Source organism: Streptomyces sp. NPDC088194 (assembly GCF_040702025.1).
GTDB lineage: Bacteria > Actinomycetota > Actinomycetes > Streptomycetales > Streptomycetaceae > Actinacidiphila.
The window spans coordinates 170613-184876 of sequence record NZ_JBFBIV010000003.1 but is presented as its reverse complement, the minus strand read 5'-3'; the positions used below and the strand labels follow the sequence as shown (position 1 = coordinate 184876).

Genomic DNA, 14264 nt, shown 5'->3' with positions numbered 1-14264 from the left:
ACCTGCTCGGTACCGCCGCTGGACGCGTGCGTCAGCGGTTGAGCGCACCCGCCGGCCCCGTCCGGGACGAAACCCGTCCCGTGGCGGGGTCGTCGTGTTTCCTGCGGGGCGCACGTGGCGCGTGCCGAGCTGCCGATCGGGGGTGTGCGCGCGGGCGGGTGCGGGGGCGGGTACCGCGGCCGCTGTCTTTTGCCATGTGTGGTGCGCGAGGGCAGGGTAGGCGCAGAAGGTCAGTACGGGATGAATCAGACCCGAACGCGTCGATCCGCGAGGAGACAAGCGCATGTCTGTCGTGAAGAGCCCCCTGGCCGAGCAGGCCCGCAAGACCGTCGGTGAAGCCCTCCAGGGTGCCCTGGTGGATCTGATCGACCTGTCACTGCTGGCCAAGCAGGTGCACTGGAACGTCATCGGCCCCCGGTTCCGGTCCATCCACCTCCAGCTGGACGAGGTCGTGGACAGTGCTCGCGTCGCCTCCGACACTGTCGCCGAGCGTGCCTCCGCGATCAGCGTGACCCCCGACGGCCGCGCCGGCACCGTCGCCAAGACCAGCGGCATCGACACCGTCACCGACGGGTGGGTCAAGGACAGCGAGGTCGTGGAGATCATGGTCGCCGCCCTCGACGCCTGCATCACCCGGATGCGTGAACGCATCCAGACCACCGACAAGCCCGACCCGGTGACCCAGGACATCCTCATCGGCATCACCGCCGACCTGGAGAAGTTCCACTGGATGTTCCAGGCGGAGAACGTCTGAGGCGCCATGCGCGGCCCTCGAAGGACTCCGACGATACGGACCCGGACAACACGGTCCCGGTCCCGGACCCGGGCCTGCTCGCGCACGCGTCCCAGGCCCGCTCCGGCGGCGATACCGGCGGCGATATCGGCGGTGCGGGTGGCGGCGCCCAATTCGCCCGGGCCCGCCGCGACGGCCCGGGTCCGGGTCCGGGGCCGGGGCCAGAGTGCGGGTGGCGTGCGCGTGGTGCTGGCCCTGGTCGGCGGCGTGCTGTGGTGGCTGGCGGTCCTGCGGTTCGGTCTGCGGCCCGACACCTCGGGCGGTCCGGCCGGCGGCGTGCACGCCGCGATCGTCGCCGGCGGGTGGAGCCTCGGCCTGATCCCCATGCACGCGGTGCCCGCACGGCGGCGGGAGGCGGCGCGGCGCCGCCGGACGAAGGCGACCGCTCCCGTGCCGGCGGGGTCCGGCCTTCCCGGGGATCAGCTCCTGGCCGAGGACGACGCGGGGCCTGGATCTGGACCTGGGTCTGGAGCTGGCGCCGGACCTCGCTGGCACCGCGGGCACCAGTAGGCCACCCGATCCTGCTGCCGGGTGTCATCGCCGTGCCGGGCCGACCTGACCGCAGTGCCGCACCGCAGGCACGGCTGGTGCTCCCGGCCGTACACCCAGTGGGTGCGCCCGCGACGGGTGTCCCCGGTCGTCACATGGCCGGGGCGCGCCTTGTTCGCCTCCAGCAGTCGTCTGGCCAGCGCCACCAGCCGCTCCGGCGCCGGCACCGCCCCGAACGGTGTCCACGGCGTCACCCCGCGCAGAAAGCACAGCTCGGCGACGTAGACGTTCCCGATCCCGGCCAGATTCCGCTGGTCCAGCAACGCTTCCCCGACCGGGCGGTCCGGGTCCGCCGCCAGCCGGGCGAGCGCTTGCTCCGCGTCCCAGTCCGGCCCGAGCAGGTCGGGCCCGAGGTGGCCGACCGCCTCGCCCTCCTCCTCGGTGCGCAGCAACTCCAGCACCGGCAGCCGGTAGCCGACCGCGACCCGCTCACCCGCCGCCAGTACCGCCCGCACCTGGTGCATCGGGCCGCCCCGCCAGCGTTCCCCGGCCCCGTACAGGTGCCACGCCCCGTCCATCCGCAGATGGCTGTGCAGCGTCATGTCGCCTTCGAGCCGCGCCATCAGGTGCTTGCCGCGCGGCACCACCGCCAGCACCTGCCGTCCCACCAGGTCCACGGTCGCCAGCTTCGGCACGCGCAGATCCGCCCGCACCAGCGGCTGCCCGGCCAGCGCCGCGTGCAGTCGATGGGCGGTCAGCCAGACCGTGTCTCCTTCGGGCACCCCTCCATGATGGCGCCTGCGCCGTCCCCACCCTCGCATCAGCGGTCCTCCCGCAACCGCAGCCCGCGCGGTGTGGCGTGGAACCCCGCGGCCTCCAGCGCCCGGCCCAGCGGAGAGGTCAGCGCCGACTCGCCGTTGGCACGCTCCACCGTGAGGCGGCCCAGCGCTCCCTCCCGGACCGCCAGCGCGAGGGCGTCCGCCGCGGCCCCGACCCGTATCTCGTCCCGTGGCCAGGCCAGCAGGGTCTTGCCACCCCGCTCCACATACAGGGCGAGCTCGCCGTCGGTCAGCACCACCAGGGCGCCCGCCTTCCGCCCGGGTTTGTGGGAGACCCCCTCGGGCTGCTCCGGCCACGGCAACGCGGCGCCGTACGGATTGGCCGGGTCCGCGGCGGCCAGCACCACCGTGCGGGACCGGTCGGGGCGTTCCTCCTCCCGCTCCCGCGCTGTGCTGAGGGCCCGCAGCCGGTCCACCGCGCCGTCCATCGCGAACTGCGCCGCGCCCAGACCCTCCACCACGTAGCCGCGTCTGGCCTGCCCGGTCTCCTCGAACGCCGCCAGCACCCGATATGCCGCCGAGAAGCCGCCCGCCACTCCTTCCGCGGCCACCGCGCCCCGGGTGACCACGCCGTGCCGGTCCAGCAGGGTGTGGGTCAGAGCGTGCGCCCGCAGCGTCGGATCTGCTTCTGGTGCGGGCACCAGGGACCAGCGGCCCGCGGTGGTCGGCGGCCCGGTCCGGGAGGCGGTGGCCCGTGGCGACCTGGCCGAGGCGAGCGAACTGTACCTGCCGCGCGGCACCGAGCGCGGCGCCCGGTGCGCGGTCGCCCCCGCGGTGCGGCCCGAGCCGAGCAGCGCCCTCAGCGGGGCGAGGGTGTCATTGGTCAGCCGCCCCGACCAGGCCAGGTCCCATACCGCGTCGGCGAGTTCCGGATCGCTCGCCGTCAGCCCGGTCGCCCGCACCTGCTCGCCGATCTGCCGGAAGAACAGGCCGTACCCGCCGGACAGCGCGCCGAGCACCGCGGTGTGCAACTCCGTCAGCTCCAACGGCTGCGGACCCGGCAGCAGCAAGGGTGCACTTTCGGACAAATACAGTGACACCCATCCGTCCTTGCCGGGCAGGGCCCCCGCCCCGGCCCACAGCACCTCGCCGGAGGCCGTCAACTCGTCCAGCATCGCCGGGGTGTAGCCGCTCACCCGGGACGGCAGCACCAGCTTCTCCAACGCCGACGCGGGAACCGACGCGCCCTGCAACTGCTCAACCGCCCGTGCCAGGCCGTCCATCCCGCGCAGACCATGCGTGCCGACATGCTGCCACTGCGGCAGGAACACCCCGAGCGTGGCCGGCGGCACCGGCTCCAACTCCTGCCGCAGCGCGGCGAGCGAACGGCGCCGAAGCCGCCGCAGAACCGTGGCGTCGCACCACTCCTGACCGGCCCCGCCCGGACGGAACTCGCCCTGCGCCACCCGGCCCGCCGCCGCCAGCCGGTGCAGCGTGCCGTCCGCCACGGCCCCACCCAGACCGAACCGGGCCGCGGCCTCGCCCGTCGTGAACGGGCCATGCGTCCGCGCGTACCTCGCCAGCAGGTCGCCCAGCGGGTCCTTGACCGGCTCGGTGAACGCCACCGGCACGCCCACCGGCAAGGCCGTGCCCAACGCGTCGCGCAGCCGACCGGCGTCCTCCACCGCGGCCCAGTGCTCCTCCCCGGCGATCCGCACCCTGATCGCCCGCCTGGCCGCCTCCAACTCCGCGGCCCACCCCGCCTCCGCGCCGCGCACCGCCAACTCGGTGCCGGTCAGCGGGCCGAGCACCCGTAGCAGGTCCGCGACCCCCTCCGCGTCCTTGACCCGGCGATCCTCCGTCAGCCACTGCAACTCGCTGTCCAGATCGGCCAGCACGTCGGGATCGAGCAGCTCCCGCAACTCCGCCTGCCCCAGCAGTTCCGCTAGCAGCCGCGAATCCAGCGACAGCGCGGCCGCCCTGCGTTCGGCCAGCGGCGAGTCGCCCTCGTAGAGGAACTGCGCCACATAGCCGAACAGCAACGAACGGGCGAAGGGCGACGGCTCCTGCGTGGTCACCTCCACCAACCGGACCCGCCGCGCCTCGATGTCTCCCATCAACTCCACCAGCCCCGGCACGTCGAACACGTCCTGAAGGCACTCCCGGATCGCCTCCAGCACGATCGGGAACGACCCGAACTCCGACGCCACCTGGAGCAGTTGCGACGCCCGCTGCCGCTGCTGCCACAACGGGGTACGCCGGCCGGGACTGCGGCGCGGCAGCAGCAGTGCCCGCGCCGCGCACTCCCGGAAGCGCGACGCGAACAACGCGGACCCTCCCACCTGCTCCGTCACCAACTGCTCGACCTCGCCCTTGTCGAAGGCCACATCGCCCGCCCCCACCGGCGACTGCTCCGGATCGAACTCGGCCCCCTTCGCCGCAGGATCGGCGTCCAGCAGGTCGAGCCCCATCAGGTCCGCGTCCGGCAGGCGCAGCACGATCCCGTCGTCGGCGTGCATGGCCTGGGCGTCCAACCCGTAGCGCTCCTGGAGCCGGGCTCCGAGCGCGAGCGCCCACGGAGCGTGCACCTGGGCGCCGAACGGGGAGTGGATGATCACCCGCCAGTCACCCAGCTCGTCCCTGAAACGCTCCACCACGATGGTGCGGTCATCCGGGATGTGCCCGCACGCCTGCCGCTGCTCGGCGAGGTACGACAGCACGTTGTCGACCGCCCAGGGGTCCAGGCCGGCCGCGGCCAACCGCTCCCGGGCCGCCTCCGCGGGCAGCGTGCCCACTTCCCGCAGCCACCTGCCCAGCGCTCGGCCCAGTTCGAGCGGGCGTCCCAACTGGTCGCCCTTCCAGAACGGCAGCCGCCCGGGTACGCCCGGCGCGGGGGAGACCAGCACCCGGTCGCGGGTGATGTCCTCGATCCGCCACGAGGTGGTGCCCAGCGTGAACACGTCGCCCACCCGGGACTCGTACACCATCTCCTCGTCCAGCTCCCCGACCCGGCCGCCGCCCTTCTTGGGGTCCGCCCCGGCCAGGAAGACCCCGAACAGCCCGCGGTCCGGGATGGTGCCGCCGGAGGTGACCGCCAGCCGCTGTGCTCCCGGCCGGCCGGTGAGAGTGTTGGCCACCCGGTCCCAGACGAGGCGCGGCCGCAGCTCGGCGAACGCGTCCGACGGATAGCGGCCGGCCAGCATGTCCAGCACCGCGGTGTACGCGGAGTGCGGCAGCGCCGCGAAGGGCGCCGCCTGCCGGACCAGGGCGAGCAGTTCGTCCACGTCCCAGGTGTCCAGGGCGGTCATCGCCACGATCTGCTGCGCCAGCACGTCCAGCGGGTTGGACGGCACCCGCAGCGACTCGATGGCCCCTTCCCGCATCCGCTCGGTGACCACCGCGGACTGCACCAGGTCGCCGCGGTACTTCGGGAAGACCACCCCGGTGGACACCGCCCCCACCTGGTGGCCGGCCCGGCCCACCCGCTGCAGCCCCGACGCGACCGATGGCGGCGACTCCACCTGGACCACGAGGTCGACCGCGCCCATGTCGATACCCAGCTCCAGGCTCGACGTGGCGACCACCGCGGGCAGCCGCCCTGCCTTGAGATCCTCCTCCACCAGCGCGCGCTGCTCCTTGGACACCGAGCCGTGGTGCGCGCGGGCCAGCACCGCGGGAGCCCCCTTGGCAGCGCCCGACTGCGCCATGACCTGTGCCGGGGAGTGCGCTTCGGGCAGCGGCTCGCCCTCGGCACGCTCCTGGCCGATCTCGTTGAGCCGGTTGCACAGGCGCTCGGCGAGCCGCCGGGAGTTGGCGAAGACGATCGTGGAGCGGTGCGCCTGCACCAGGTCGGCGATCCGCTCCTCGACGTGCGGCCAGATCGACGGCCGCTGCGCCGGGCCCGCGGCCGGCCCGCTGTGCTCGGCCGCGTCCATCACCGGCGAACCGCCCAGCTCGCCCAGATCCTCCACCGGCACGACCACCGACAGGTCGAACCGCTTCTGGGACGGCGGCTGCACGATCGCCACCCGCCGCTGCGGGGAAAGGAAGCGGGCCACCTCATCCACCGGCCGGACCGTGGCCGACAGCCCGATCCGGCGGGCCGGCCGATCGAGCAGCCGGTCCAGCCGCTCCAGGGAGAGCGCCAGGTGGGCGCCGCGCTTGGTGCCGGCGACCGCGTGCACCTCGTCGAGGATCACCGTCTCGACCCCGCTCAGAGCCTCCCGCGCGGCGGAGGTGAGCATGAGGAAGAGGGACTCGGGCGTGGTGATGAGGATGTCCGGCGGGCGGGTGGCCATCGAGCGCCGCTCCGCCGCGGGCGTGTCACCCGACCGGATACCGACCCGCACCTCCGGCTCCGGCAGCCCCAGCCGCACGGACTCCTGCCGAATCCCCGCCAGCGGGCTGCGCAGATTGCGCTCGACGTCCACCGCGAGCGCCTTCATCGGCGAGACGTACAGCACTCGGCAGCGGCGACGGGCCTCAGCCGGCGGCGGAGTGGCGGCCAGCCGGTCCAGCGCCGCCAGGAACGCGGCCAGCGTCTTGCCCGACCCGGTGGGCGCCACGACCAGCACGTCGGAGTCCGCGGCGATGGCGGACCACGCGCCGGACTGGGCGGCGGTGGGCTCGCGGAACGCTCCCGTGAACCACGCGCGGGTCGCGGGTGAGAAGGAGTCGAGGCTGCTGTGCGGATCGGACTGAGGACTGGACGGACCGGACGGACTGGACATGACCCCATCCTGCCTCGCCGGACCGACACCGCGCCGACGACCACTCTTCCGGCTGTGGACAACTCCTGGCGCGGTCACGACACAATGTCCCCATGACCGCGCGTGAGCAGGCACGATTCTGGGAGCACCCGGGCCTGCCCGGGGTTGACCTGCTGCGGGCCCGCTACATCCGGCACACCTTCTCCCGCCATGCCCACGACGGCTACGTGATCGCGGCGGTCACCGGCGGGGTGGAGGGCATCGGCCTGCCCGGCGGTGCCGAGCGGGCCGGCGAGGGCGGCGTCGTCCTGATCAACCCGGAGGTCCCGCACTCGGCGTACGCGGGCGCCGCCGGCGGCTGGAGCTACCGGGTCCTGTATCCGCGGACGGACGTCGTGTCGGCCGTCGCCGCCGAGACCCGCGGGCTGCGCGGCACCCCTTTCTTCACCGGCCCGGTCATAGCCGACCCGACCGCGGCCCGCCTGATCGCGGCCGTCCACGAAGCGGCCGAGCAGGACGACGCGCTCGCCGCCGAGACGTTTCTGCGCCTGACCCTCGCCCGGCTGCTGGCGCGCCACAGCGGGGGCATCGCCCGCGGCGGCCGGCCGCGGGCGGCGGCTCCCGGCGCCGCAGCCCATGCCCGCGAACTGCTCGCCGCCCACCTGGCCGACCCGCCCGGTCTCGACGAACTCGCCGCCGCCACGGCCACCAGCCCCTTCGCGTTGCTGCGCGCCTTCAAGGCCGCCTACGGCCTGCCCCCGCACACGTGGCTCACCGGTGAGCGCGTCCGGGCCGCCCGCCGCCTCCTGGACACCGGCGTCGCTCCGGCCGAAGCCGCGGTCACCGTCGGCTTCACCGACCAGCCGCACCTCAACCGCCACTTCAGCCGGATCGTCGGGGTCCCGCCCGGCGCGTACCAGCGCGAGCGGAAGATCGTACGAGAGCGCTGACCCGCGGCCGCGTCGTTCGGACGGCCGGCGGGCGGCCCGTCTCGCCCGGTATCGCCGCGGGGCCGCCGCCGCAAGAACGTACAAGACCCGCAGGCGGCGGTCTTCCTAGCCTGATCGAGTGAAAACAGCGCAGACGACGGGGCCGGACACCGTGCGGCAGCCGCCACGGCCCCGAGCAGAAGTGGTCCGAGACGCCCTGGGAGTAGGGGTCGCCGTCGGACTGTCCGGATTCGCCTTCGGAGTGACCTCGGCGGGCGCGGGCCTGTCCGTCCTCCAGAGCTGCGTCCTGTCGCTGCTCGTGTTCACCGGGGCCTCGCAGTTCGCGCTGGTGAGTGCGCTCGGTGCGGGAGGCAGTCCGTTCGCGGCGGCGGCCGGGGCGTTCTTCCTGGGCACCCGCAACGCCTTCTACGGTTTGCGGCTCTCGCAACTCCTGCGCCTGCCGGCGTCCGTACGGCCGCTGGCCGCCCAGTGGGTCATCGACGAGACCTCAGCGGTCGCCCTGGCGCAGCGCGAACGGGCCGCCGCCCGGCTCGGCTTCACCGTCACTGGCGCGAGTCTCTACGTGCTGTGGAACCTCACCACGCTGCTGGGAGCCCTGGGCGCGTCGGCGCTCGGTGATCCGGACGCCTGGGGACTGGACGCCGCAGGGCCGGCCGTCTTCCTGGCCCTGCTGGCACCCATGGTGAAGGGACGCACCGAACGGGCGGTGGCCGCGCTCGCCGTCCTGCTCGCGCTGGTCTGCCTGCCCGTGCTGCCCGCCGGGGTGCCGGTGCTGGTCGCGGCTCTGGCGGCACCCTTGGTGCTGGCCGTAAAGAAGAGGGCCGCGCGATGACCGGGGAAACGGGAACGTGGATCGCCATCGGCGCCACCGCCCTGGGCTGCTACGGAGTGAAACTGCTCGGCCTGTCCGTGCCCGCGGGGCTGCTGGAGCGCCCGCTCGTCAAGCGACTGGCCGCTCTGCTGCCCATCGCCCTGCTCGCCGCCCTGACCGCGCTGCAGACCTTCGGCACCGATGCCTTGCGCCTGGCGATCGACGCGCGGACCGCGGGGCTGGCGGCAGCGGCCACCGCGCTGCTCCTGCGCGCTCCCTTCCTCGTGGTGGTCGCCGCCGCGGTACTGGTCACCGCCGCGGTACGGGCGATGTAGGCCGTACGAGGGGCGGCCGGCGACCGAGGGATACTGGCACCCATGCGGCTGACGATGTTCTGGGAGCGGATGCGCGCGCAGTTCGGCGAGACCTACGCCGACTCCTTCGCGCGTGACCATGTGATGTCCGAACTGGGCGGCCGTACGGTCGTCCAGGCGCTGGAGGACGGCTGGGAGGCGAAGGACGTCTGGCGGGCGGTCTGCGTGGCCATGGACGTGCCCGCCGCTCGACGCTGACCATCCGTCCGAAATGCCGCGAATGCCCTGATATCAGGACTTGATCGGAGGTAGGGCCCAGACTTGGCCTGTGGCAGCACGTGACGAGTCTCCCGACCCGGCGCCCGACGCGCCCGGCGACGGATCGCGCCCGTCACGTGCGCGCATGCCGCGCTGGCTGCCTCGCGCGCTCCTCCTCGCGCTCGCCCTCGTCGCCTGCTACCAGTTCGCGCACTGGGCGTTCGACCGGCTGGTCGGACTCCTCGTCAACGTCCTGGTCGCGTTCTTCTGCGCCCTGGCCATCGAGCCCGCGGTGGACTGGATGGCCAGGCGCCGCATCCGCCGGGGCCTGGCCACCGGAATCGTGATGCTCGTGGTGCTGGTCGCCGCCGCCGGCTTCCTGCTGGCCGTCGGCTCCTTGCTCGTCGACCAGATCGGCACCATCGTGCGCAACCTGCCGCAGTACGTCGACGACGTGGTGAAGTGGATCAACCGGACCTTCCACACGCACATCGACACCGGCGGCAAGCTGCATGACAAGGTGCTGCACTCCAACTGGGTGCGCACCTACCTCACCAGTGGTGCCGCCAGCGTGTGGGGCATCTCGGCCACGGTCATCGGCACGATCTTCCAGGTCTTCACGGTGGTGCTGTTCACTTTCTACCTGGCCGCGGACGGGCCCCGGCTGCGCCGCACGCTGTGCTCCATGCTGCCGCCCGCGCACCAGGCGGAAGTCCTGCGGGCCTGGGACATCGCGGTCGCCAAGACCGGCGGCTACCTCTACTCCCGAGCCCTGATGGCCGTGGTCTCAGGGCTCGCCCACTACATCCTGCTCCAGGTGCTCGGTGTTCCCTACGCCCCCGCGCTCGGGGTCTGGGTGGGGCTGGTCTCGCAGTTCATCCCCACCGTCGGCACCTACCTGGCCGGGGCCCTGCCGATCCTCGTCGCGTTCACCGAGGACCCGTGGGACGCGCTGTGGGTGCTGTGCTTCGTCGTGGTCTACCAGCAGTTCGAGAACTACCTGCTCCAACCGCGGATCACCGCGCGTACGGTGGACATCCATCCGGCGGTCGCCTTCGGCTCGGTGATCGCGGGGACGGCGCTGCTCGGCGCGGTCGGCGCGCTCATCGCCATCCCGGCCACCGCCACGCTCCAGGGCTTCTTCACCGCCTATGTAAGGCGCTACGAGGTCACCGACCCGCGGATGTGACCGACCCGGGCGCGCTCGGCGGGTCGCTTGACATGAAAATCGAACATCCATTCATATGGAGAGGGCCCGGCGGATCTCCCGCCGTGGCGGCGCGAACTCCGGCCGGTGCCGGGCGCACACGTCGGCCGGAGTTATCCACAGGTCCCGGACGACGTGCGGGCGCGTTGTCAGTGCCAGGCGCTAGCGTCATGGACGTGAAGCGATCGAACCAGACATCCCGGGTGGAGTCCATGGCAGGAAACGACCGCGAGAAGGCGCTCGACGCCGCGCTCGCGCAGATTGAACGGCAATTCGGCAAGGGCGCCGTCATGCGGCTGGGCGACCGGCCGAACGAGCCCATCGAGGTCATCCCCACCGGGTCGACCGCGCTGGACGTGGCGCTCGGCGTCGGCGGGCTGCCCCGCGGCCGCGTCGTGGAGGTGTACGGCCCGGAGTCCTCCGGCAAGACCACCCTCACCCTGCACGCGGTGGCCAACGCCCAGCGGGCCGGTGGCACGGTGGCCTTCGTGGACGCCGAGCACGCCCTCGACCCCGAGTACGCCAAGGCCCTGGGCGTCGACATCGAGAACCTGCTGCTGTCCCAGCCGGACACCGGCGAGCAGGCGCTGGAGATCGTGGACATGCTGGTCCGCTCCGGCGCCATCGACCTCATCGTGATCGACTCCGTGGCAGCCCTCGTGCCGCGGGCCGAGATCGAGGGCGAGATGGGCGACTCCCACGTGGGCCTCCAGGCCCGACTGATGAGCCAGGCACTGCGGAAGATCACCAGCGCGCTCAACCAGTCGAAGACCACCGCAATCTTCATCAACCAGCTCCGCGAGAAGATCGGTGTGATGTTCGGCTCGCCGGAGACCACCACCGGTGGCCGCGCCCTGAAGTTCTACGCCTCGGTCCGGCTCGACATCCGCCGGATCGAGACCCTCAAGGACGGCACTGACGCGGTCGGCAACCGCACCCGTGTCAAGGTCGTCAAGAACAAGGTCGCGCCGCCCTTCAAGCAGGCCGAGTTCGACATCCTCTACGGCCACGGCATCAGCCGCGAGGGCGGCCTGATCGACATGGGCGTGGAGCACGGCTTCGTCCGCAAGTCGGGTGCCTGGTACACCTACGAGGGCGACCAGCTCGGCCAGGGCAAGGAGAACGTCCGGAACTTCCTGCGGGACAACCCGGACCTCGCGGACGAGATCGAGAAGCGGATCAAGGAGAAGCTCGGCGTCGGCGTGCCGAAGCCCGAGACCCCGGCCGCCCAGCCGGAGGCCGACGCCGCAGGGTCGGCCGCGTCCGCCAAGGCGGAGCCCGCCAAGGCCGATGTCCCCGCTCCGAAGAAGGCGACCAAGGCCACCGCCGCCAAGGTCTGACGCCATGGAGCGCAAGTCCCAGAAGCGCGGCGGCTCTTCCGAGTCGAGGGCCTCGCGAGAGCCGCCGCTCGATCCTGGTGAGCAGGCGCGGGCACTGTGCCTGCGCCTGCTCACCGGGACCCCCCGCACCCGTCGGCAGCTCGCCGACGCCATGCGCAAGCGCGAGATCCCCGACGACGTCGCCGAGCACGTCCTGGAGCGCTTCGAGGACGTCGGCCTCATCGACGACCAGGCGTTCGCCAACGCCTGGGTGGAGTCACGACACCGCGGCCGCGGCCTCGCCCGCCGCGCCCTCGCCCGCGAGCTTCGCCACCGTGGTGTGGACGCGGAGCTGGTGACCGAGGCCGTCGAACTGCTCGACTCCGAGCAGGAGGAGGAGACCGCCCGCGAGCTGGTCCGGCGCCGGTTGCCGGCCACCCGTGGCCTGGACCGCGACCGGCGGATCAGACGTCTCGCGGGCATGCTCGCCCGCAAGGGATACCCGGAGGGCATGTCCCTGCGAGTGGTCCGCGACGCACTGGCGGCCGAAGGCGCCGGCGGTGAGGAAACGGAAGAGGAGCGGTGGGCATGGCAAGGCGAATAAGCGCGGAGCGGTCATAGTCCGCTCGCCGCTCGCCGCTCGCCGCTCGCCGCTCGCCGCTCGCCGGGTCAGCCGGTGCGCCCGCTGACCTGGTGACCGGCCGCATCGCCCCCCGGACGCCCGTCCGGGCGGTCGGGTCCACCCTCATCGGGGGTGGCGTCGTCGGCCGGGTCGTCCCGGCTGCCCGCCGGTGCCGGCGGACCTCCCCGGGCCAGGTCCGCGTAGGAGTACAACTCGGCGGGCCGGCAGCCCACCATCGCCGCCACCAGATGCCCGTCCGGCCGGACCAGCAGCACCGTGTGCGCGGTCGCCCCCGGATAGGTCTCGGCGACCAGCAGCTCCGCCCCGGTGGGCAGCGCGGCCACCGCTGACGCCAGCCGCGGCATCAGACCGGCCGTCAGCCAGTGCCGCGACTCCCACACCCCGGTCCCGGGCGCGACGAGCACCACCACCAACCCGCGCCCGAGCCGGTCGCGCAGCCGGCTCACCGTGCCGTCCAGCGCGGTGACGTCCACGTCGGCCACCGCTTCGCCCGGCCGCGTGTCGCACTCGGCCGCCAGCGACGACACCCCGCCCGACCTGGCGGAACTCCGAGGCGCGGGTACCGTCAGCGGTGAGCGGCCGTACACCGTGGAGGCAGCCGTGCCGCCGCGCCCGAGATGGCTGTCGGTCAGCAACTCGACCTGGCCGCGGGCCGAGCCGGACAGCAGGCTGTGGCGGACCGTCTGCCAGGCACCGTTCGCCCGCAGCAGCGGAAGTGCCTGGTCGGTGGCGCGCAGCCGGGTACCGACCGCGCCTCGCCGCTCCGCCTCGTAGCTGTCGAGCAGGAGATCGGAAGCGCCGTCGTGAACGGCGAGTGCCAACTTCCAGGCGAGGTTCTCGGCGTCGCGCAGCCCTTCCTCGACGCTCTGCGCCCCCAGCGCCCCCATCAGGTGCGCCGCGTCCCCCGCGAGGAAGACCCGATCGGCCCGCCAGGCGCGGGCCAGCCGCTGATGGACGGGATAGTCGGCCGAGCCGACCAGCTCGTACGGCACCACCTTGCCGCACCATGCGGTCAGGGCGGCCCTGAGACGTTCCACCAGCGCGTCGGAGGTGAGTTGGCGGCCGTGCACCGGCAGCAGCCAGTCCATCCGCCACCGTCCGTCCGGCAGCGGGCGGGCGGTGATCTCCTGCCCGGCCGGGGCTCCCGGCGGATCGCGGTGCAGCAGCGCCACACCGGGTTCGGGCAGTTCGGTCCGCACCGTCACCACCGCGTGCCGGTCCACCGCCGTACGGCCGGGGAAACGTACGCCCAGCAGCTTGCGGACCGTGGAGCGCGGACCGTCGCACCCCACCAGGTAACTGCCGCGCCACCAGGTCTCCTCGGCGCCCTTGGTGTGCACGGTGACCCCGCGCGCGTCCTGCTCCACCGCGTCCACCCGGCAGCCGGACACGACACGCACCGAGCCGCGGGACGAAAGCGCCGTCCGCAACCCCTTCTCCAGCAGGTACTGCGCGACATGGACCGGGGCGCCCGCGGGATCGGCGCCGAAGTCCAGCCGTAACACTTCCGTACGACGGCGCAGCGTGCGCCAGCCCGTCCAGGTCGCGCCGTCGCCGCGCAGTCCGCCGTAGCCGAGGCGTTCCACGAGCGCTGCGGTCGCCGGACCGAGCACGCAGGTGCGCGCCTGCCGCAGCCCCTCGGCTCCGCCGAGCACCTCCGCCTCGTCCAGCAGGATCACGGGCACATCGCGGTGGGCCAGCGCGAGAGCGAGGGTCAGACCCACTGGGCCGGCCCCCGCGACGATCACGGGGTCCACGCAGCGGCCCCCGGAAGAGTTGCGGTCACAAAGCGTATGCAACTCACTGCGCCTGCCCACGTCAAGCGACAGTCGCACGTCGGCGCGGTGCGGGCGGTTCATCGGGCGCACATCGGCCGCGCACGCGACGCACCCGGGGCGCACACCGCGGCACCGGTCCGCCGCCACGGGAATCGCCGCTGCGTGCCTTCCCCGTCCCCGGAGCGTACCGGCTGGGTAACGGTCCGCTGCGGGA

The 14264-nt window shown here is 73.2% G+C and carries 9 protein-coding genes and 2 pseudogenes; 8 read left to right on the top strand and 3 right to left on the bottom strand.

The features are described from left to right. Positions 1–283 precede the first annotated feature (283 nt). Positions 284–754: a DNA starvation/stationary phase protection protein gene (locus AB0399_RS02520; RefSeq protein WP_329364066.1), complete on the top strand. Its 471-nt coding sequence runs from the start codon at positions 284–286 to the stop codon at positions 752–754. A 458-nt stretch (positions 755–1212) separates the two neighbouring features. Here the strand turns inward: AB0399_RS02520 and AB0399_RS02515 are convergent, their stop codons facing one another. After that, positions 1213–2064, bottom strand: coding sequence for a DNA-formamidopyrimidine glycosylase family protein (locus AB0399_RS02515; RefSeq protein ID WP_366409996.1), 852 nt, complete (start codon positions 2062–2064; stop codon positions 1213–1215). A gap of 38 nt (positions 2065–2102) precedes the next feature. Next, entirely contained in the window at positions 2103–6791 is a 4689-nt protein-coding gene (locus tag AB0399_RS02510) for an ATP-dependent helicase (RefSeq protein WP_366409995.1), read from the bottom strand. 92 nt (positions 6792–6883) lie between these two features. On the opposite strand from AB0399_RS02510, the gene AB0399_RS02505 reads away from it, so the two are divergent. The 7 genes and pseudogenes from AB0399_RS02505 to recX form a co-directional block, all read left to right on the top strand. Beyond that, complete coding sequence (locus tag AB0399_RS02505; RefSeq protein WP_366409994.1) at positions 6884–7720, top strand: AraC family transcriptional regulator; 837 nt, start codon at positions 6884–6886, stop codon at positions 7718–7720. A 151-nt stretch (positions 7721–7871) separates the two neighbouring features. Further along, complete coding sequence (locus AB0399_RS02500) at positions 7872–8552, top strand: AzlC family ABC transporter permease (protein ID WP_329373831.1); 681 nt, start codon at positions 7872–7874, stop codon at positions 8550–8552. Continuing rightward, complete coding sequence (locus tag AB0399_RS02495; RefSeq protein ID WP_366409993.1) at positions 8549–8866, top strand: AzlD domain-containing protein; 318 nt, start codon at positions 8549–8551, stop codon at positions 8864–8866. The genes AB0399_RS02500 and AB0399_RS02495 overlap by 4 nt, the downstream gene beginning before the upstream one ends. Positions 8867–8908: 42 nt before the next feature. After that, positions 8909–9103 carry a DUF3046 domain-containing protein gene (locus AB0399_RS02490; protein ID WP_328470190.1) on the top strand — a complete coding sequence of 65 codons (195 nt, stop codon included), beginning with the start codon at positions 8909–8911 and terminating at the stop codon, positions 9101–9103. A 70-nt stretch (positions 9104–9173) separates the two neighbouring features. Continuing rightward, the gene (locus tag AB0399_RS02485; protein WP_329364058.1) at positions 9174–10292 is read left to right on the top strand and encodes an AI-2E family transporter; all 1119 of its coding nucleotides are present in this window, start codon (positions 9174–9176) and stop codon (positions 10290–10292) included. 230 nt (positions 10293–10522) lie between these two features. Next, positions 10523–11599 (top strand): annotated as a pseudogene (gene recA / locus AB0399_RS02480) (recombinase RecA); the annotation flags it as partial. Beyond that, positions 11520–12233: pseudogene (gene recX, locus AB0399_RS02475) on the top strand (recombination regulator RecX); the annotation flags it as partial. The pseudogenes recA and recX, both read left to right, overlap by 80 nt. A 65-nt stretch (positions 12234–12298) precedes the next feature. Here the strand turns inward: recX and AB0399_RS02470 are convergent. Beyond that, entirely contained in the window at positions 12299–14029 is a 1731-nt protein-coding gene (locus AB0399_RS02470) for an FAD-dependent monooxygenase (RefSeq protein WP_366409992.1), read from the bottom strand. Positions 14030–14264: the final 235 nt, after the last annotated feature.